At 67.7% G+C, this 18,554-nt stretch carries 20 protein-coding genes; 9 read left to right on the top strand and 11 right to left on the bottom strand.

Annotated features, from left to right (window positions below; all coding sequences use genetic code 11):
* Positions 1 to 64: 64 nt before the first annotated feature.
* Positions 65 to 844 carry a succinate dehydrogenase iron-sulfur subunit gene (locus BMX37_RS06340; RefSeq protein WP_093664628.1) on the bottom strand — a complete coding sequence of 260 codons (780 nt, stop codon included), beginning with the start codon at positions 842 to 844 and terminating at the stop codon, positions 65 to 67.
* A 151-nt stretch (positions 845 to 995) separates the two neighbouring features.
* Between BMX37_RS06340 and BMX37_RS06335 the strand changes: the two genes are divergently transcribed.
* Positions 996 to 2,012: an SDR family oxidoreductase gene (locus BMX37_RS06335; protein WP_093664839.1), complete on the top strand. Its 1,017-nt coding sequence runs from the start codon at positions 996 to 998 to the stop codon at positions 2,010 to 2,012.
* Here BMX37_RS06335 and BMX37_RS06330 read toward each other — a convergent pair.
* The 6 genes from BMX37_RS06330 to sdhC form a co-directional block, all read right to left on the bottom strand.
* Positions 2,009 to 2,455, bottom strand: coding sequence for a DMT family transporter (locus tag BMX37_RS06330; protein ID WP_093664626.1), 447 nt, complete (start codon positions 2,453 to 2,455; stop codon positions 2,009 to 2,011). The two genes, BMX37_RS06335 and BMX37_RS06330, sit on opposite strands and share 4 nt — an antisense overlap.
* A gap of 39 nt (positions 2,456 to 2,494) precedes the next feature.
* Entirely contained in the window at positions 2,495 to 3,343 is an 849-nt protein-coding gene (locus tag BMX37_RS06325; protein WP_093664624.1) for a glycoside hydrolase, read from the bottom strand.
* On the bottom strand, positions 3,340 to 3,657 hold the full coding sequence (locus BMX37_RS06320; RefSeq protein ID WP_093664622.1) for a hypothetical protein: 318 nt from the start codon (positions 3,655 to 3,657) through the stop codon (positions 3,340 to 3,342). Before BMX37_RS06320 ends, BMX37_RS06325 begins: the two co-directional genes overlap by 4 nt.
* A gap of 296 nt (positions 3,658 to 3,953) precedes the next feature.
* A complete protein-coding gene (gene sdhA, locus BMX37_RS06310; protein WP_093664618.1) occupies positions 3,954 to 5,756 on the bottom strand; it encodes a succinate dehydrogenase flavoprotein subunit in 1,803 nt (600 codons plus the stop codon).
* Complete coding sequence (gene sdhD, locus BMX37_RS06305) at positions 5,756 to 6,139, bottom strand: succinate dehydrogenase, hydrophobic membrane anchor protein (RefSeq protein WP_093664616.1); 384 nt, start codon at positions 6,137 to 6,139, stop codon at positions 5,756 to 5,758. Before sdhD ends, sdhA begins: the two co-directional genes overlap by 1 nt.
* Complete coding sequence (gene sdhC, locus BMX37_RS06300) at positions 6,139 to 6,549, bottom strand: succinate dehydrogenase, cytochrome b556 subunit (protein ID WP_280139227.1); 411 nt, start codon at positions 6,547 to 6,549, stop codon at positions 6,139 to 6,141. Before sdhC ends, sdhD begins: the two co-directional genes overlap by 1 nt.
* Before the next feature lie 201 nt (positions 6,550 to 6,750).
* Between sdhC and BMX37_RS06295 the strand changes: the two genes are divergently transcribed.
* From BMX37_RS06295 to BMX37_RS06275, 4 genes are all read left to right on the top strand, one after another.
* Positions 6,751 to 8,097 (top strand): methyl-accepting chemotaxis protein, encoded by a 1,347-nt coding sequence (locus BMX37_RS06295; RefSeq protein ID WP_093664837.1) that lies wholly within the window; start codon positions 6,751 to 6,753, stop codon positions 8,095 to 8,097.
* A 267-nt stretch (positions 8,098 to 8,364) separates the two neighbouring features.
* Complete coding sequence (locus tag BMX37_RS06290) at positions 8,365 to 9,084, top strand: SDR family NAD(P)-dependent oxidoreductase (RefSeq protein ID WP_093664613.1); 720 nt, start codon at positions 8,365 to 8,367, stop codon at positions 9,082 to 9,084.
* On the top strand, positions 9,074 to 10,024 hold the full coding sequence (locus BMX37_RS06285) for a 50S ribosomal protein L11 methyltransferase (RefSeq protein ID WP_093664612.1): 951 nt from the start codon (positions 9,074 to 9,076) through the stop codon (positions 10,022 to 10,024). Before BMX37_RS06290 ends, BMX37_RS06285 begins: the two co-directional genes overlap by 11 nt.
* 509 nt (positions 10,025 to 10,533) lie before the next feature.
* Positions 10,534 to 11,103, top strand: coding sequence for a hypothetical protein (locus BMX37_RS06275; RefSeq protein WP_093664610.1), 570 nt, complete (start codon positions 10,534 to 10,536; stop codon positions 11,101 to 11,103).
* Between the two features lie 304 nt (positions 11,104 to 11,407).
* Here the strand turns inward: BMX37_RS06275 and BMX37_RS06270 are convergent, their stop codons facing one another.
* Together BMX37_RS06270 and phhA are read right to left on the bottom strand one after the other, a co-directional pair.
* Positions 11,408 to 11,788 carry a VOC family protein gene (locus BMX37_RS06270; protein WP_093664609.1) on the bottom strand — a complete coding sequence of 127 codons (381 nt, stop codon included), beginning with the start codon at positions 11,786 to 11,788 and terminating at the stop codon, positions 11,408 to 11,410.
* 13 nt (positions 11,789 to 11,801) lie between these two features.
* A complete protein-coding gene (gene phhA, locus BMX37_RS06265; RefSeq protein ID WP_093664608.1) occupies positions 11,802 to 12,671 on the bottom strand; it encodes a phenylalanine 4-monooxygenase in 870 nt (289 codons plus the stop codon).
* Between phhA and BMX37_RS06260 the strand changes: the two genes are divergently transcribed.
* Positions 12,652 to 13,422, top strand: a complete 771-nt coding sequence (locus BMX37_RS06260) for a TIGR02117 family protein (RefSeq protein WP_244501420.1) — start codon at positions 12,652 to 12,654, stop codon at positions 13,420 to 13,422. The two genes, phhA and BMX37_RS06260, sit on opposite strands and share 20 nt — an antisense overlap.
* Here BMX37_RS06260 and BMX37_RS06255 read toward each other — a convergent pair.
* Together BMX37_RS06255 and BMX37_RS06250 are read right to left on the bottom strand one after the other, a co-directional pair.
* On the bottom strand, positions 13,404 to 13,685 hold the full coding sequence (locus BMX37_RS06255; protein ID WP_093664607.1) for a hypothetical protein: 282 nt from the start codon (positions 13,683 to 13,685) through the stop codon (positions 13,404 to 13,406). The two genes, BMX37_RS06260 and BMX37_RS06255, sit on opposite strands and share 19 nt — an antisense overlap.
* A 4-nt stretch (positions 13,686 to 13,689) precedes the next feature.
* A complete protein-coding gene (locus BMX37_RS06250) occupies positions 13,690 to 14,700 on the bottom strand; it encodes a glycerophosphodiester phosphodiesterase (protein ID WP_244501419.1) in 1,011 nt (336 codons plus the stop codon).
* Positions 14,701 to 14,769: 69 nt separating this feature from the next.
* Between BMX37_RS06250 and BMX37_RS06245 the strand changes: the two genes are divergently transcribed.
* Genes BMX37_RS06245 through BMX37_RS06235 form a run of 3 tightly spaced genes read left to right on the top strand, consistent with a single transcriptional unit; the run spans position 14,770 to position 18,540 of the window.
* A complete protein-coding gene (locus tag BMX37_RS06245) occupies positions 14,770 to 15,300 on the top strand; it encodes a 2Fe-2S iron-sulfur cluster-binding protein (RefSeq protein ID WP_093664605.1) in 531 nt (176 codons plus the stop codon).
* Positions 15,297 to 16,280: an FAD binding domain-containing protein gene (locus tag BMX37_RS06240; protein WP_093664604.1), complete on the top strand. Its 984-nt coding sequence runs from the start codon at positions 15,297 to 15,299 to the stop codon at positions 16,278 to 16,280. The genes BMX37_RS06245 and BMX37_RS06240 overlap by 4 nt, the downstream gene beginning before the upstream one ends.
* Before the next feature lie 4 nt (positions 16,281 to 16,284).
* Positions 16,285 to 18,540 (top strand): xanthine dehydrogenase family protein molybdopterin-binding subunit, encoded by a 2,256-nt coding sequence (locus BMX37_RS06235; protein WP_093664603.1) that lies wholly within the window; start codon positions 16,285 to 16,287, stop codon positions 18,538 to 18,540.
* The last annotated feature ends 14 nt before the right edge of the window (positions 18,541 to 18,554 follow it).

Here is an 18,554-nt window from a genome sequence, read left to right as displayed (position 1 = left end):
CCGCTCGCGGATCGGGCGCCCGGTCGATGCCCGGACGACCGTAACCACGGGGCGAGGGAGCGGATCAGAGGACCCGCTCTGCCTCCATTTTCTTGATTTCCGCGATCGCCTTGGCCGGGTTCAGACCCTTGGGGCAGGTGTTCGCGCAGTTCATGATCGTGTGGCAGCGATACAGGCGGAACGGATCCTCGAGATTGTCGAGCCGCTCTCCCGTCACCTCGTCGCGGCTGTCGGCCAGCCAGCGATAGGCCTGGAGCAGGATCGCCGGGCCGAGGAACTTGTCGGAGTTCCACCAATAGCTGGGACACGAGGTCGAGCAGCACGCGCACAGGATGCATTCGTACAGGCCGTCCAGCTTCGCACGATCCTCCGGCGACTGGAGCCGCTCCTTGCCGGCGGGTGCGGGCGTGACCGTCTGCATCCACGGCTTGATGGAGGAATATTGCGCGTAGAAATGGGTGAAGTCGGGGACCAGGTCCTTGATGACTTCCATGTGCGGCAGCGGCGTGATCTGCACCGTGCCCTTCACATCCTCGATCGCGGTGGTGCAGGCGAGGCCGTTGCGACCGTCGATGTTCATCGAACACGACCCGCAGATCCCCTCCCGGCACGAGCGGCGGAAGGTGAGCGAGCTGTCCTGCTCCGCCTTCATCTTGATGAGCGCGTCGAGCACCATCGGGCCGCACTCGTCGAGGTTGACCTCGAACGTGTCGTAACGTGGGTTCTCGCCCGAATCCGGATCGTAGCGATAGACCTTGAACGTCTTGGTGCGTCCCTGGCTGGACGCCTTGTGGGCCTGGCCCTTCTTCACGACACTGTTCTTGGGCAGCCTGAACTCGGCCATCTGGCGCTCCTTTGCTGCGATGCGGCTATGCCTTTCGGCGACGGCGCGCAACCCCTTGAGACGAGGCCGATGGCGCGGACGGATTGAAAGGGGGCAAGGAACCCCTGCCCGATCAACCGGTTGGCTGAGGCGTGCCACAAAGGATCGCATGATGACCGTGACGTTGAAGCCGCTTGCCGAGCAGGTGATGGTGATTACCGGCGCAAGTTCGGGGATCGGGCTGGTCACCGCGCGCATGGCGGCGCGACAGGGGGCGAAGGTGCTGCTGGTGGCGCGCAGCGAGGCGGCGCTGGCGGATGCGGTGCAAGGGATCGTTTCGAGCGGGGGCGCGGCGGATTACTTCGTCGCCGACGTCGCGGACGAGGCGGCGGTGCAGGCGGCGGCGGAGCATGCCGTGCGCCGGTTCGGGCGCATCGACTGCTGGGTCAACAATGCGGGCACGGCGATATACGGCAGGCTGGAGACGATCGGCGATGCCGACCATCGCCGGCTGTTCGAGGTCAATTACTTCGGCGCGGTGCATGGCTGCCTGGCGGCGATCCCGCACCTGCACGCGGCGGGCGGCGGCGCGCTGGTCACGGTGGCATCGATCGCGTCGGACATGCCCAGCCCGCTGATGGGCGCCTATGCCGCGACCAAGCATGCGGTGAAGGCCTATGTCGAGACGTTGCGCATGGAGCTGGCCGAGCGGGACGCGCCGATCGCGGTGACGCTGGTCAAGCCATCGGGCATCGACACGCCGATCGGTCAGCACGCGACGAACCTGGCAGGGGGCGAGGCGCAGATCCCGCCGCCCGTCTACGCGCCCGAGCTGGTCGCGGATGCGATCCTGTTCTGCGCCAGCCATGTGCGGCGCGACATCACCGTCGGTGGCGCAGGGCGGGCCCAGGCGCTGTTCGCGCAACATTTCCCGCGGCTGTTCGAAAAGCTGGCACCGGTTGCGGCGCGCGCCTTTATCGACAAGGAGAAGCGTCAGCCGAAGCCCGCGAACCTGTTCGCCGCCGACGCTCCGGGCACGGGACAGGAGCGGTCAGGCGAACATGCGCCCAAGCCGTTCAGCCTGTACACCGCCGCCGCCAAGCACCCCGGCGCGACGGCGGTGGTCGGCCTGGGCGGGCTGGCGCTGGCGGTCGGCGTGCTGTTCGCCAACGGCCGCAAGCGCGACTAGCTGCGGCCCACCAGCGCCGCCCCCGCCAGGACCAGCACCGCGCCCGCGATCCGCGGCAGCGACAGGTCGTGGCGCGGGAGGCCGAGCAGGCCGTAGCGGTCGAGGACTAGCCCGGCGAGCAGCTGTCCCGCGATCGCGGCGGTCAGGAGCGCGCCGGCACCGATACGCGGGGCGAGGAAGGCGGCGGCCGCGACGAAGAACGCGCCGTACAAGCCGCCCAGCCAGACATAGGGCGGCAGCGCCCGCATCTCCGGCGTCCAGCGCGCGGTGCCGGTCGCCAACGCCATCGCGCCCAGGGCGACGATGCCGACCGCAAAGGAGATCAGCGCCGCCATCAACGGCGACCCCGCCGCCCGGCCGACCAGGGCATTGGTCGGCGCCTGCACCGCCAGCAGGATGCCGCCGACAAAGGCGATGGCGGAGAACAGCAGGCCCGATGTCATGACGCCGCCCTGAACCCGCACGGGGCGGACGGCAAGCGTTCAGCACACCTCCGCCGTGAAGCGCGGCAATGGGCCGGGCGGCACGCGATCGGGATGTTGCCAGAAGCGGTCTGCGGCAAGGTGGTGCCGGTCGCCATAGACCTGGCGCAGCACGGCGGCGAGCGGCGGATCATAGGCGGACAGGTCGGCATCCGACAGCACCGTGCGCCCGTCGAACCGCGCGACGGGGGCGGAGTTGAACCAGAACTGCGTCCCCACCGCCCAATATTCCTCCGCGGTGGTGGAGGCATATTCGCCCTGCCAGCGCCCCGCCTTCATCGCGGCGGCGTAGGCGGCATGGATGCGCGTGTAGAGCGGCAGGTCGGCGGTATAGCTGGCGCGGAAGATGTCGTGCGAGAACTCATGCACGAAGATGTTCTGCCCGTGGTAGCGATCGTTCGCCCCGGCGAGCAGGTTCTCCGTCGCCGCGCTGGTCAGGAGGCCGCCCATGCCCCGCGCGCGGGCGTCCCAATATTGCCGGTCGGTGTAGCGGCCGATGCGTTCGTCATAGTGCTTGCGCTCGCACCGGGTCAGGCGCGCATCGTCGGGGGCCGGCTTCTTCCAGTCCGCCTGTTCGGGCAGGTCGAGGGTGGTTTCCTCCGGCGCCATGACCGCGACGCGGTAGCCCTGCCGCACCATCTCCCTTGCCAGGTCGGGGCGGTGAGAGAGCATGTCGGTGACGATCGCGGCTGCGGTGTCGAGCGCTTCGGGCTGGGTTCGTGCGGAGGACACGACCGGGATGCCGGCGGCGTTGCGATATTGCGTGTAGAACGGGTCGAGGTGCAGGGCGGCGGGCGGCGAAGCGGCTGCGCTGGCAAGGAGAGCCGCGGCGAGCAGGCGTGCGATCATGTGGCGATAATCTCGCCGGAAGACATTTGTACCGGATTGTGACCTGCATGCGCGGGGCGTGCGCTCTCGATCGAGCTTTCGAGAACGCGGCAGGCGATCAAGGTGCGGTGACGGTACGTGTCCGCCCGAATACCGCTTGCCGGATTGTGGCGGGGTGCTCCCTGGTCCTGAAAGCTTATCCGCTGCACCGTCCAGCCCTCGAACGCCGCGACGTCCTCACATGCGGCGTCGCGGTCTGCCTTGATTACGATCGGATCGTGCAGGCCGAGCGGATCGGCCTGCGCGGAGGGGCGCCATCGGACAGTGACGGTCACGGCGCCTCGCGTCGCGTCCTCAGAGAAGCAATCGTAGCAGCCCGGCTCAGGGAGCTTGGGGGATCGTCGGGTGCGGGGGCGATCCGCACCGTCAGGATGCCGTCGAAGCGCGCCTCTTCCCGCTCTCGCGCGCGGAGCCGGGCACGCACCGCCTCGATCAGCGAGGCGCAGTGCCCGTTCCGGATGCGATGTTGCGCCGCGTCGTCCGAGGGCCCGAGTGTGACTGTCACCGCGTTGGCAAACCGCAAAGCCACCATGCGACGGTGAAAGTGTCACACTCGTTCAGCAAGATGCCCTCAATACACCCGCTTCTTCGGCTTGATGTACTCCACCTCGTCGGTGAGGGTGTAGTCGTGGACGGGGCGGTAGTCGATCGCGGTGGCGCCGCCGGTGCCGCCCCAGCCGGTGAAGGTGGTGATGGTGTGCTTCATCCACTCGCCGTCGTTGCGGTCCGGATAGTCCTCGTTGACATGGGCGCCGCGCGATTCCTTGCGGTTGGCGGCGGAGTTCATGGTCACGACCGCCTGCGCGATCAGGTTGTCGAGTTCCAGCGTTTCCACCAGGTCGGTGTTCCAGATCATGGATCGATCCTGGATGCCGACGTCGCTCATCCGGTTGTAGGTGGCGGCGATCAGGTCCTTGCCCTCGTTCAGCAGGGCATCGTCACGGAACACGGCGCAATGCTTTTGCATGGTGCGCTGCATCTCGGAGCGGATCTGTGCCGTCGGGGTTCCGCCCTTCGCGTTGCGGAAGTGGTCGAGCCGGGTGAGCGCCAGCTCCTCCGACCCCTTGGGCAGCGCATTGTGGGTGGTGTTCGGCTTCGTGATGTCCGCGATCCGCTTGCCGGTGGCGCGGCCGAACACGACCAGGTCGATCAGGCTGTTGGAGCCGAGGCGGTTGGCGCCATGGACCGACACGCACGCCGCCTCGCCCACCGCGAACAGGCCGGGCACGACGCTGTCCGGGTTGCCGTCCTGCAGACGCACGACCTCCCCGTGGAAGTTGGTCGGGATGCCGCCCATGTTGTAGTGGACGGTCGGCGTGACGGGCAGCGGCTGGCGGGTCAGGTCGACGCCGGCGAAAATCTTGCCGGTTTCCGTGATGCCGGGCAGCCGCTCGTGCAACACCTTGGGATCGATATGATCGAGGTGCAGGAAGATATGGTCCTTGTGCTGACCCACGCCGCGCCCTTCGCGCATTTCCATCGCCATCGAACGCGACACGACGTCGCGCGAGGCCAGGTCCTTCGCGGACGGGGCATAGCGCTCCATGAAGCGCTCCCCTTCCGAGTTGGTCAGGTAGCCGCCCTCACCGCGCGCACCCTCCGTGATGAGGACGCCCGCGCCGTAGATGCCGGTCGGGTGGAACTGCACGAACTCCATGTCCTGGAGCGGCAGGCCGGCGCGCAGCACCATGCCGCCGCCATCGCCGGTGCAGGTGTGCGCGGAGGTCGCCGAGAAATAGCAGCGGCCATAACCGCCGGTCGCCAGCACGGTGTTGTGGCTGCGGAAGCGGTGGATGCTGCCATCCTCCATGCACAGCGCGATGACACCACGGCAGGCGCCGTTTTCCATGATGAGGTCGAGCGCGAAATATTCGACGTAGAAGTCCGCGTCGTAGCGCAGCGACTGCTGGTACAGCGTGTGCAGCATCGCGTGGCCGGTACGGTCGGCGGCGGCGCAGGTGCGCTGAGCAGGCGGGCCCTCGCCCATGTTCTGCATCATGCCGCCGAATGGGCGCTGGTAGATGCGCCCCTCGTCCGTGCGGCTGAACGGCATGCCGGCGTTTTCCAGCTCGTACACCGCGGCCGGCGCCTCGCGCACCATGTATTCGATCGCGTCCTGGTCGCCGAGCCAGTCGGACCCCTTCACGGTGTCGAACATGTGCCAGGTCCAGTGGTCCGGGCCCATGTTGCCGAGGCTGGCGGCGATGCCGCCCTGTGCCGCGACGGTGTGGCTGCGCGTCGGGAACACCTTTGTGATGCACGCGGTCTTCAGCCCGTTCTGAGCGCATTCCATGACCGCGCGCAGGCCGGACCCGCCCGCCCCGACGACCACCGCGTCGTACGTGTGGTCGATGATCTTGTAGGCAGCAGGCATCAGTGAGAGGCTCCGAACGCGATCTTGAGGATCGCGAAGATGGCGACGGCGCCGAGGCCGACGGTGAAGAAGTTCAGCAGGACCAGCGCGACGATGCGCGTTTCGTCATGCTGGTAATCCTCAATCACCACCTGCAACCCCAGGCGGAAATGGTAGAACACCGACAGGACCAGCAGCGCCATGGGGATCGCGACCCAGGCCGACTGGAGCCAGCCGTGCAGCGACACATAGTCGAAGCTGGACCGGTTCAGGATCGAGGCGACGAGCCACAGCATCAGGAACAGGCTGGATCCCGCGGTGATACGCTGCCGCCACCAATGGTGCGTGCCCTCCTTGGCGGAGCCGAGCCCGCGAACGCGGCCGAGCGAGGTGCCGGTGCCCATTACTTCATCCCCAGGTAAAGCCAGAACGCCGCCGTCGCGACCACCGAGAACAGCAGCGTCGCCAGCGCCCCCGTCTTGTTGCGCTTCAGCTCGAAACCGGCGCCGGTGTCGAGCACCAGGTGGCGGACGCCCGAAGCCATATGCTGGAACAGCGCCAGCGTGATGCCGATGCCGACCACATAGCCGATCACGTTCAGGCGGCCGTCGTCATGCGTGAAGACGTCGCGGAACGTGGCATAGGACCCCTCCCCACCCGCAAGCGCGGCAAGGAACCAGACCAGCAGCACGCTGCCCACCGTCGACAGGACGCCGCCGGTCGCGCGGTGCAGGATGGAGACCAGCATGTGCGGGCCCCATTTATACACCTGTATATGGGGGCTGATCGGGCGGGCGGGCGTGCGCGAGGCCAAGATGCTGTTTCCTTGGGTATTGGCGGCAAAGGGCGGATCGTCGGACCTATTAGGCGTCCCGTGCCATGATGCAAGCCGCGCGGGCATCGCAGGGTGGCCGGGTCGGCCGGCCTAACCGCCTGTTAACCAGCGGCGGGGTAGCCGGTCGGTGACCATCCATCGCTCGCACCCGTGAGGACCCTGGCCGTGCCGAAGACCATAATACCTGCCCCAACCACCGTGGCGGCGACCATCGACCTGGACGCGCTGATCCGGGTGTTCGACGGCGGCGACAATACGCTGGTCGAGCGGGCGGGCGAGCTGTGGCCGATCCTGGAGCCGGATGCGGCGGAAATCGTGCAGGCCTATTGGGACCATTGGCGCCGGGCCAACCCGAACGCGCCGGAATGGTCCGCGCTGCAGGCGGAAAACCGGATGCGTGCGGGCAAGACCTATCTGCGCAACCGGTTCTGCAACGTGGCGGGCCGCGAGTGGGTCGAATCGCTGGAACGCTCCGTCGCGTCCGCCTATGCCGCCGACGTCACCACCAAGGACGTGCTGGCCATGTCGTGCGCCAGCGACCGCGTCGCGCTTGCCGTGTTGATGCGCCGTGTGCCCGCCGACGACCCGCGCCATGGCGACATGGTCGACGTGCTGCTGCGCCTGTTCGGGATGGAAACCGAGATCACGGTGGAGCTGTTCGCCGGGTTCGCCGCGCATGTCGAGCTGCATGGGCGCGAGCGGCTGGCCGATGCGTTCCGTGACGGCATCGCCACGATCGTGGAAACCGCGACGGACGAAGGCCACGCGCTGCGCAACCAGGCGGCGCGCAGCTCCGCCTCCGCGCGCGGGGTGCTGGGCAAGGCGTCGGAGGTCGCGGCGGCGGCCGAACAGTCGGCGGTCGCGATGCGCGAGGCGGCGCAGACCGCGGCCGGGCTGATCCGCGCGATCGAGGATGCGCGCACCGAGGTCGAGGCGGCGGCGGAAATCTCCACCCGTGCGGCCAGCCAGGCGGGCCAGGCGGTCGGCATGAGCGAGGCGCTGAGCGATCACGCCAAGTCGATCGAATCGATCCTGGGCCTGATCCGCGACATCGCCGGGCAGACCAACCTGCTCGCGTTGAACGCCACCATCGAGGCGGCGCGCGCGGGCGATGCGGGGCGCGGCTTCGCTGTGGTGGCGCAGGAGGTGAAGAGCCTGGCCAACCAGACCGCGCGCGCGACCGATGACATCGCCGCGAAGATTGCCGCGATCCAGTCGGCCACCCGGTCCACGGTGGACACCAACGCGTCGATCAAGGCGACGGTGGCGGAGGTGCAGGACAGCGCCGACCGCATCCGCTTCGCCATGGAGGCGCAGGCGCAGACGGTGACCGCGATCACCGCCGCCGTGGACGAGACGGCGTTGGCGGCGGACAGCATGTCCAACACCATCGCCGCGATCCGCGAGGATACCGAGGCGGTGGCCAGCGAGATCGACGGGGTCGGTCGTGGCTTCGACGGGCTGGACTCGAAGCTGGTGCAGTTGAAGAGCAGCGCGGGCGAGTTCGTGGCGAAGTTCGCCGCCTGACCGGGTGTGCGTGGGCCGGGTCGGCGGCGCGTGGGCGCTGCCGCGCCCGGAACCCTCGCGAAGGCGGTTCGGCGCAACCTCCGCGTGCTTCACTGAGCGAAGTCGAGTGATCGCGTCGTCCGGCGGCCGTTCGCGACCGCCCCTCTGACGGGCGCGGCGGGCTTAAGGTTGTCGACGCCATATCTCGCAGCGCGGGCAGCTACGCTCCCACATTGGTTTGCCGTTCAGGGCGTGGCGCAACGCGGCGTGGCCGTTTAAGGCGCGGCGATGACCATTCTCCTGACCGGGTCCAGCCGCGGCATCGGCGCTGCGATCCATGACAGCCTGACCGCACGCGGCGCCACCGTGATCGGCCATGCCAGCCGCGATGCGGACGGGCGCATCGGCATCGACCTGGACGAGCCGGATGGCGCGGACCGGCTATGGGCGGCCGCGCTGGAGCGGGCGGGCGGGCGCATCGATGCGCTGGTCAATAACGCCGGGGTGTTCGAGGCCAACCCGCTGGACGGCGACGATGCCGAATGGCTGGCGGGGTGGGAACGGACCATGCGGATCAACCTGACCGCCTCGGCGCAACTGTGCCGGCTGGCCGTGCGTCACTGGCAGGAGCGCACCACGCGCGACGGGTACACGGGCGGCCGCATCGTCAACATTGCCAGCTGCGCCGCCTATCGCGGCGACAGCCCCGCGCACTGGCATTATGCCGCGTCCAAGGCGGGCATGGTGGCGATGACCAAGACGATCGCGCGCGGTTACGCACGAGAGGGCATTCTGGCCTTTGCCGTGTGCCCGGGTTTCACCATGACGGGCATGGCGGACGATTATCTGGCCAGTCGTGGCGGCGACAAGCTGCTCGCCGATATCCCGCTGGGCAAGGTCGCGGACCCGGCGGAGGTCGCCTCAGTCGCCACCTATCTGACGCTGGACGCGCCGCCATCGATGACGGGTGCGGTGCTGGACGTGAACGGAGCAAGCTATGTCCGCTGAATCACAGGCCGCGCCCGACAGCTGGAAGGTCACCCTGCCCTGCACCCGTGCCGAGGCGGAGGCGATCGACGCGGCGTCGGACATGGCCGTCGACGCCGTGCTCATGACCACGGAGGAGGTGGAGGACGATGTCGAGCGCTGGCGACTGGACGCGTATATGGACGCGGAGCCGGACGCGGACGTGCTGGCGGCGCTGACCGCGCTGGTGCCGAGCGCGGCTGGTACCGCGCCGACGATCATGCCGCTGACCGCCGAGGACTGGGTGGCGATGAGCCAGTCGGGTCTGGAGCCGATCCGGGAAGGGCGCTTCGTGGTGCATACCGACGCGTTTCCGGCGGAGGCTCCGGCGGGGGGTCGCGCGTTCCTCATCAATGCGGGACAGGCGTTCGGCACCGGGCATCATGGCACCACGGCGGGTTGCCTGGCGATGCTGGACCGCCTGGCGGACCGGCGGTTCGAGCGGGTGGTGGACCTGGGCACGGGCACCGGCCTGCTTGCCTTCGCCGCACGCGAGCTGTGGCCCGAGGCGGCGGTGATGGCGACCGACATCGACCCCATCGCGATCGACGTGACGCGCGAGAATGCGGAGCGCAACGCGGTCGCGCGCGTCGATCTGGTCGTGGCGGACGGCACGCGCGACGCGGCGATCGCCAATGCGGGACAGTTCGACCTCATCGTCGCCAACATCCTGGCCGGCCCGCTGATCGCGATGGCGCCGGAGATCGCGGCCATCGCCGCGCCGACTGCGACGATCGTGCTGGCCGGCCTGTTGTCGCGCCAGTTCGACGAGGTCGCGGCGGCCTATCGCGCGGCCGGGTGCCGGGTGGACGAAACCGACGTGCGCGGCGACTGGACGGTGGTGCGCCTGACCGCCGGCGTCGCGGCGGCGAGCGGTGCGGCGGCTGAGGGCGACCGGGAGGCCTGGGCGACCGATAGCTGAGGGTGATGGGTCAGGTTAGCCTTCGGGCGCGGCAATTTAGCTGGACGCCGGCGGTCGCCCGGTCGGGGGTTGCTGCCGGCCGAATGGGCTGGCCATTGGCTTTCGTCCGCTTGCAGACGCTCGCCTCGCTGATCAAGATTGCCGGATGAGCTATGACAAGCGACCACCCAATTGGGGGTGTTTGACCGCGATAATGCTTATGACCCCGATCGCGATGGTCGTGCTTGGTGCAACTATGATGGGCGGTGGCGGATGTGAGGGACGTAAACCGACCTGCGTTGGCGACTACACGCCCTTGTGGATCATGATGGGTGTCTTGGTCGCTGTCTCAATCGGGCTAGCCTTAACCGTCAACATTCTGGTCGCGGGAGTCCGCTCTTGGCTCAGGAAGCGGATCGGCAGCTAAGCACCCGAAACCGGACTGGCGAATCCCGCCCAGTTCAGAACATTGGAAATTGCCAATGCGCCGCCCGATTGCGGACCTTAAGCTCGCCGCTTAGCATGCTCGTATGAGGGTCCGGTTCGCCGCAGCCATTTTGTTGAGCGTCAGCCCGCTTGGTGCCTGTTCGGCCTTTGCGACGCGGAAGCTGGAAGGCCATGTCTTCGCTATTCCCAAGCTGAACGACATCCCGGACAGCGACGCCCCGTTCTTCCTTCAGCCCCTCAACCCAGACGACGGGTTCTCTTTCTACCTCAATCCGCAAGCGCGCTTGCCGGAGCAGATTCTGATTGGCGTAGCGAGTAGGCACAGGATGTGCGCCCGTGCTGCAGGAACGCAGGCACTCATAAACTCGACCGTATGTGCGGCCACTCCGCTGCTCTGGCGCGGTCGCCCGCTCCGCAAGGTAAGCGATGGCGTCTTCTGGTCTTACAACTTGCCGGCAGCGGCCGGTCAGAAAGCGCCAGCGTCGCTGGCGAGTTGTTCTGCCATCAGCGGAGATCCAAGAACGGGGCTCTGCACTGCGAACCTGCCGTTCGACGATCTCGTGCTGACGGTACACTTCCGAGATGATCAGGTCGGTTCGCTTGCGTCGTTCTTCGATCAAGCGGCTGCCGACCTGCGCAGTTGGGAGCAGTAGGAGGTAGAGGCAGCTATGCGAACGGACGCACCGCATAGCTGCCGTTCCGCACCCCCCATTCAGGCCACTTAGCCGATGGCGGCGATTTGCATGCGTTCGTGTCCCGGATCACAGCGTCTCACGTGGCCACTGCCAGGTTCGGTGGTAACTGGAACACGCGAGCCGTTGGTCGGCGGAGTACTTCCTCCTCGGGGTGGGGCGTTTGACGAGCCGCTGATCCTTTAGTTGCAGGCGGCTGTCGATCCGTCTCCGAATACACGCCGGAAGTTCACGCTGAATCCATCCCCAATCCAGCCCCCATCGATCAGCCCGCCGGCTCCCACAATTCGACCGCGTTTCCTTCCGGGTCGTGGATGCGGGCGAAGCGGCCGACGCCGGGTTGGTCCCAGTCGGGGCTGGTGATGACCTCTACGCCCCCGGCCCGCAGGTCGTCGAGCATCGCGTCCAGCCCCGACACGCGCAGGTTGAGCATCCATGCCTTGTCGGCCGCGAAATAGTCGCTGTCGGCGGGAAAGGGCTGGAACGCGACGGGGCCGCCCTGCACGCCCCAGGTCCACTCGTCCGCCACGCCCGCTCCGGGTGCGGCGCAGCCCGGCCCGACGCCCAGATGCCGTTTGTACCAGGCGGTCAGCGCGTCAGGATCGCGGGCGCGAAAGAACAGGCCGCCGATGCCGAGTACGGGCATGATGCGCTCTCCCTCAAGCGGCCTTGCCGCGCGCGTAATCCTGCGTGCCGTGGGTCAGCACGTCGTCCCCGGGCACGATCTGCGCCACCGGAATGTCCGGCTGCTGCTTCAACGTGTCGTAAAGGGGGGCGAAGTCCGTCTCCACCGTCAGGCGCAGAAGCTCGTCGAAGCTGGGGATGACGAAATAGTTCTGCTGGAAATCGTCGATCCGGTATTCGGTCCGCATCACCCGCGCCAGGTCGAGCATGATCCGGTTGGGACTGGGATCGTCGAGCGCGAAACGGCTTTCGGAAAAGCTGGACACGATGCCCGCGCCATAGATGCGCATCCCCTCCGGCTCCGCGACCAGGCCGAATTCCACCGTGTACCAGTAGAGGCGGCCCAGATACTTCAGCGCGTCCAGGCCCAGCGCCCGCTGCCCACCACGGCCGTATGCGGCCAGATAGTCGGCGAACACCGGATCGGCGAGCATCGGCACATGCCCGAACACGTCGTGGAAGACGTCGGGTTCCTGGAGATAGTCGAGCTGGTCCGGGCGGCGGATGAAGTTGCCCGCGACGAAGCGGCGATTGGCCATGTGGTCGAAGAACACGTCGTCGGGAACCAGGCCGGGCACGGCCACCACCTGCCAGCCGGTCAGTTTCATCAACCGGTCGGACAGCTCCTCGAAATCGGGAATGCCGGGGCGCGACAGCTTCAGCACGTCCAGCCCGCGCAGATACGCCTCCGACGCGCGGCCGGGCAGCAGCTTCGCTTGGCGCGCGAACAGCGTGTCCCAGGTGGCGTGCTCCTCCGCGGTATAGTGCGACCAGTCCTGATCGACCGTCCAGTCGGCCCGCGCGCCCGGCGGGGGCGAGTCGAGCATGTGCGTTTCCTCTGCCATGGCATTGATCTATCATGATCCGGTGGCGGAGCGAAATGGACGGGGGAGGCCCGGCAGGCGGGCGTGGCGGGCCGGCAAGGGCGTGCTGCTGGCGATGGCAATCGCGGTGTTCGGCTATGTGGCGGCGGGCCTGACCGGAGGCGCGCTGGCGGCGAATGGCGAGTGGCGGCAGCCGGACGAGGGCGTCACCATCTATCTGGAAGACAACGGCATCCACACCGACCTGGTGCTGCCGAAACGGGCGGCGGGGCTGGACCTGTCACCCCTGACACCGGCCCGCGATCTGGCCGATCCGCGCTTTGCCGGCTACCCCTGGCTGGCGGTGGGCTGGGGAGAAGCGGCGTTCTTTCTCGACACGCCGAACTGGTCCGACCTGCGCCTGGCCACGGTGCTGCACGCCGGGCTGGGCAGCGACCGGACGCTGGTACATGTGGAGCATGTGCCGCAACCCCGCCCCGACGCGGTCAACGGCACGCGGCGCATCGTGCTGAGGCCGGAGGAATATGGGCGGCTGGTCCGCTTCGTCGCCGCCAGCATCCGCCCGGGTGGCGCGCGGCATCGCGGGTACGACCGGTACGATGCATTCTACGAGGCGAGCGGGCATTACGACGCGCTGCGCACCTGCAACGCCTGGACCGGCAGCGCGCTGCGCCATGCGGGGGTCAGGGTCGGGCGCTGGACCCCCTTCCCCATCACGGTGCTGGGCTGGTTCCCACCGCCGGGCGGCCCCCCTCAATTGCCGGCGCGATAGCCCGCATAGCTGCCGCAGCGCTGGTCGTCGGGATGCTTGTGGCACTGCTTCTCGAACTCACGCCGTTCGCGCCCCTCCTTCGCCTCCTGCTTGCGCATCTTGCGGCCGTAGTTGCGGTCGGCCTCTTCCTGGCTGGTGGTGCTCCAGTCGACGACCTTGCCCGCCGCCTGGAACGGTGCCTTCACCACGCTGGCGGCAGTGCTGACGCAGCCGGCGGTCATCGGCAGCACGCACAGGGTCGGGAGAAGGGCACGGATACGCATGGGCTCAAGGGTCCTTTCGGCAAAGCGCCTGGGCGCCAATGTCGGGATGATCGGTGAAAAAGCCGTCAATTCCAAGCAGGAGCGCCGCCCGCAATTCGGCCAGCAGGTCCCCCGACGCGCCGGCCTGCGATCCATGCCGGTATCGGGCGGGCAGAAATGCGTTCTCGCGCCTGTAGGTCCAGGGATGCACGCGCAATCCGGCCGCGTGCGCATCGCGGACAAGGCCGGACGGGGTGTCCCCGGTCCATAGCTGCGCCTTGGCGGGGCCGATGCCATAGGCATAGCCCGCGATGTCGCGCAGCCCGTCCGGCGTCAGCATCGCCGCATAGCTGGGCCACGTCTCATCCGCCGGGCCGCCCGCCGCGTCGACAAGCTGGATCAGGCGTATGTTCGTGATGCGGCTGAGGCGACGCAGATTGCCCACCTCGAACGACTGGATGAACACCGGCGCATCCGGGCCGGTCCAGCCGGCCGCGTGCAGCTGGTGGACCAGCAGCGCGTCGACGGGATTGCCGATCGCCGCGAAATAGCTGGGGTGCTTGGTTTCGGGATAGATGCCGATGGTGCGACCGGTGTCGGCCGAACGCCTGAGCGCCAGTGCGATGATCTCCGCCAGGGTCGGGACGGCATAGCGGCCGTCATGCGCGGCGCTGTCGGGACGCAGGTCGGGCAGGCGTTCGCGGGCGCGCAGCGTCTTCAGTTCCGCCAGCGTGAAATCCTCCGTGAACCACCCCGTGACCGAACGGCCGTCGATCAGCTTCGTGGTGCGTCGGCCAGCGAATTGGGGATGATCCGCGACGTCTGTGGTGCCGCCGATCTCGTTCTCGTGCCGGGCGACCAGCACGTCGTCGCGCGTCGGTACCAGATCGGGTTCGATGAAGTCGGCACCCTGGTCGATGGCGAGGTCATAGGCGGCCAGGGTATGTTCGGGCCGCATGCCGCTGGCACCGCGATGCGCGATCAGGATCGGCGGCGACAGCGGGTGGTCCGAGGCGGTATTTTCGTTGCGAATCATTCTCATGCCCTCATCACGGAAACCGTGTCGCGCCACCGCGTTACGTTGCAAAGGCAATCGGGGCAGATCATGCATTTCACCATCAACGGCCAGCATCATGAGGTCGAGGCGGACATTCGCACCAGCCTGCTCGACCTGGCGCGCGAGCATCTGGGGCTGACGGGCAGCAAGAAGGGGTGCGACCATGGCCAGTGCGGCGCGTGCACGATGCTGGTCAACGGACGCCGCATCAACAGCTGCCTGACGCTGGCGGTGATGCACCAGGACGACGAGATCGTGACGATCGAGGGCCTAGGTCAGCCGGACAAGCTGCACCCGTTGCAGGCCGCGTTCGTCAGCCATGACGGATACCAGTGCGGGTACTGCACGCCGGGCCAGATCTGTTCGGCGGTCGGCATGCTGGACGAGGCGAAGAAGGGTTGGCCCTCGCACGTGTCCGCCGACCTGACCGACGCGCCGTTGGACGATCACGAGATTTCCGAGCGGATGAGCGGCAACATCTGTCGCTGTGCCGCCTATCCCAACATCGTCGACGCCATCGCGGAGGTAGCCGGCCTGTCCGATGAACAGCGCCAGCCGGAGCGGGAGGTCGCGGCATGAGGAGCTTCACCTACGCCCGCGCGGACACTGCCGAACAGGCCGTGCGCGACAACGACGCCGACGGCTGTGTCTTTATCGCGGGCGGCACCAACCTGCTCGACCTGATGAAGCTGCAGGTGGAGACGCCGGAAAAGCTGGTCGACATCAGCCGCCTCCCACTGGCCGAGATCGAGGAGCGCGAGGATGGCGGTCTGACCATCGGCGCGCTGGTGCCGAACAGCGACCTGGCCGCCGACCGTCGCGTCATCGAGAAGTACGAAGTGCTGAGCCGCGCGTTGCTGGCTGGCGCGTCGGGACAGCTGCGCAACAAGGCGTCGACGGGCGGCAACCTGCTGCAACGCACGCGCTGTTATTATTTCTACGATCTGGCATCCCCCTGTAACAAGCGTGAGCCGGGCACCGGTTGCAGCGCGATGGGCGGGTTCAACCGCGTGCTGGCAGTGCTGGGCACCAGCGAGCATTGCATCGCCACGCACCCGAGCGACATGGCGGTGGCGATGCGGGCGCTGGATGCGACGGTCGTCACGCTGAAAAAGGATGGCGACAAGCGGCGCATCTCCATCCACGACTTCTACCGCCTGCCGGGCGACACGCCGCACATCGAGACGGTGCTGGAGCCGGGCGAGCTGATCACCCATGTCGAGCTGCCCGCGCCTGTCGAGGGCGCGCGCCATGTATACCGCAAGGTGCGCGACCGTGCCTCCTACGCGTTCGCGCTGGTGTCGGTCGCCGGCGTGGTGACGGTGGAGGACGGGCGCATTGCGCATGCCGCGTTGGCGTTCGGCGGCCTCGGCCCGATGCCGTGGCGCGATGACGCGGTGGAGGCGGCGCTGGTCGGCCAGGCACCATCCGATGCGGCGTTTGGCGCGGCGGCGGATGCGCTGTTTCGCGATGCACAGGGCTATGGCCACAACGATTTCAAGATCCCCCTCGCCCGTCGCACGCTGATCGCGACGCTGCGCGAACTGACGGCGGAGTAAGCACATGCTGGGTTTGGAAAAGCTGTTCGGCGGGGACGATACCAACGCGCTGAAGATGGACGAGCCGCATCCCGAAAGTCTGCTCGACACCGGGGCGCAGGACGTGATCGGGAAGCCGCTGGACCGGATCGACGGGCCGCTGAAGGTGGCGGGTCGCGCGACCTACGCCGCGGAATATGACCTCGACAATGTCGCGTACGGATTCCTGGTCGGCTCCACCGTGGGCAAGGGCAAGGTGGTCGACTTGCATGCCGAGATCGCGAAGGCGGTGCCCGGCGTGATCGACGTCATCACCGACTACAAGACGTTCCTGCGCAATCCAGGACAGGGCGGCGAGACCAAATCGCCGACCCAGGGTGTGGAGAGCGTAGATTACTGGGGAGAGCCGGTCGCGATCGTGGTCGGCGAAAGCTACGAAGCGGCGCGCGACGGCGCGTACCGGCTGCAACAGGCGATCGACTTCGAGACAAAGGAAGGCCGCTATAATCTGGACGCCTACCGGGACGAGGCGAAGACGCCGCCGCCCGGCGTGATCCCGCCCGATTACAAGCAGGGCGATGTGGAAAAGGCGCTAGCAGAGGCCGCGGTCACGCTGGACGCCACTTACGACACGCCCAGCCAGAACTCGGCCGCGATGGAGTTGCACGCCAGCATCGCGAGCTGGGACGAGGATGGCCGGCTGACCATCCACGGCGCGTATCAGATGCCATCGTCTGACCGGCAGCAGTTGGCCGACGCGCTGGGCCTGTCGAAGGACAAGGTGCGCATCATCGCCCGTTACGTCGGCGGCGGCTTCGGATCGAAGCTGGGCATCGCGCCCGAAAGCGTCGCGGCGGCGGTGGCTGCAAAGACGCTGGGCCGGCCGGTCAAGGCGGTGATGGCGCGCCAGCAGGTATTCGACGCGACCGTGCGCCGGTCCGACACGGAACAGCGCGTGCGGCTGGGCGCGGACGCGGATGGCCGTATCACCGCGATCGCGCACGAGACGCTGGGGTCGAACCTGCCGGGCGAAGGCTTTTTCGAACCGACAGGTGCGTCGACGCACTTCGTCTATCCGGGCGAGAACCGGCTGATCACGCACCGCGTGGTCGAGCTCGACCGGCTGCTGTCCGGATCGATGCGTGCGCCCGGAGAGGCGGTCGGCATGCTGGCGACCGAAAGCGCGATGGACGAACTGGCGGACAAGATCGGCATGGACCCGATCGAACTGCGCCGCCGCAACGAGCCGGAGCAGGACCCGCAGAAGCAGGTGCCGTTCTCGACGCGCCAGGTGGTCCCCGCGCTGGACAAGGGCGCCGAGCTGTTCGGCTGGGACAAGCGCAAGGGCGTCGCCGAGGATCGGCGCGGCGAGTGGTTCCATGGCCTGGGCGTCGCCACTGCGGCGCGGTCCAACGTGCTGCAACCCTCCGCGGCGAAGGTGACGATCGATGGTCAAGGCCGCGCCATCGTCGAAACCGACATGACCGATATCGGCACCGGCACCTATACCATCCTGGCTCAGATCACCGCCGAGATCCTGGGACTGCCGATCGAGGTTGTGACCGTCCATCTGGGCGACACCGATGCCCCTCCCGGTGCAGGATCGGGCGGATCATGGGGCGCGGGATCGTCCGGATCGTCGGTCTATCTGGCGTGCGAGGCGCTGCGCAAGCAGGTCGCGGACAAGATGGGCGTCGCCGCCGAGACGATGACCATGAAGGACGGCCGCGTCATCGCGGACAACCGTTCGGTGCCGCTCGCCGAACTGGTTGGGGACGGCATGTCCGCGACCGGCGAGATCAAGCCCGGCAAGCAGGAGAAGGAGACGACCCAGGCCTCCTATGGCGCGCACTTCGTCGAGGTCGCGGTGAATGCCGTGACGGGTGAGGTCCGGGTGGTGCGGATGCTGGGCGTATTCGCCGGAGGCCGCATCCTGAACGAGAAGACCGCCCGGTCGCAATGCATCGGCGGCATGGTGTTCGGCATCGGCGGTGCGCTGACCGAGGAGATCGTCCACGATCCGCGCAATGGCCGCGTCGCCAACCGCGACCTGGCGGAATACCACGTGCCGGCCAATGCCGACGTGCCGCAGATCGAGGTGCATTTCCTGCCCGAACGCGACGTCCATGCCAATCCGATCCATGCCAAGGGTCTGGGCGAGCTGGGCATCTCCGGTGCCGGCGCGGCGATCGCCAACGCGATCCACAATGCGGTGGGCGTGCGGGTGCGCAGCTTTCCGATCACGCTGGACAAGCTGCTGGACGGTTTGCCCCCGGTGTGATGTGGCGGGCATCG

The organism is Sphingomonas gellani, from assembly GCF_900110035.1.
Taxonomy (GTDB): Bacteria; Pseudomonadota; Alphaproteobacteria; order Sphingomonadales; family Sphingomonadaceae; genus Sphingomonas; species Sphingomonas gellani.
This window is presented reverse-complemented; position numbering and strand designations above follow the sequence as displayed.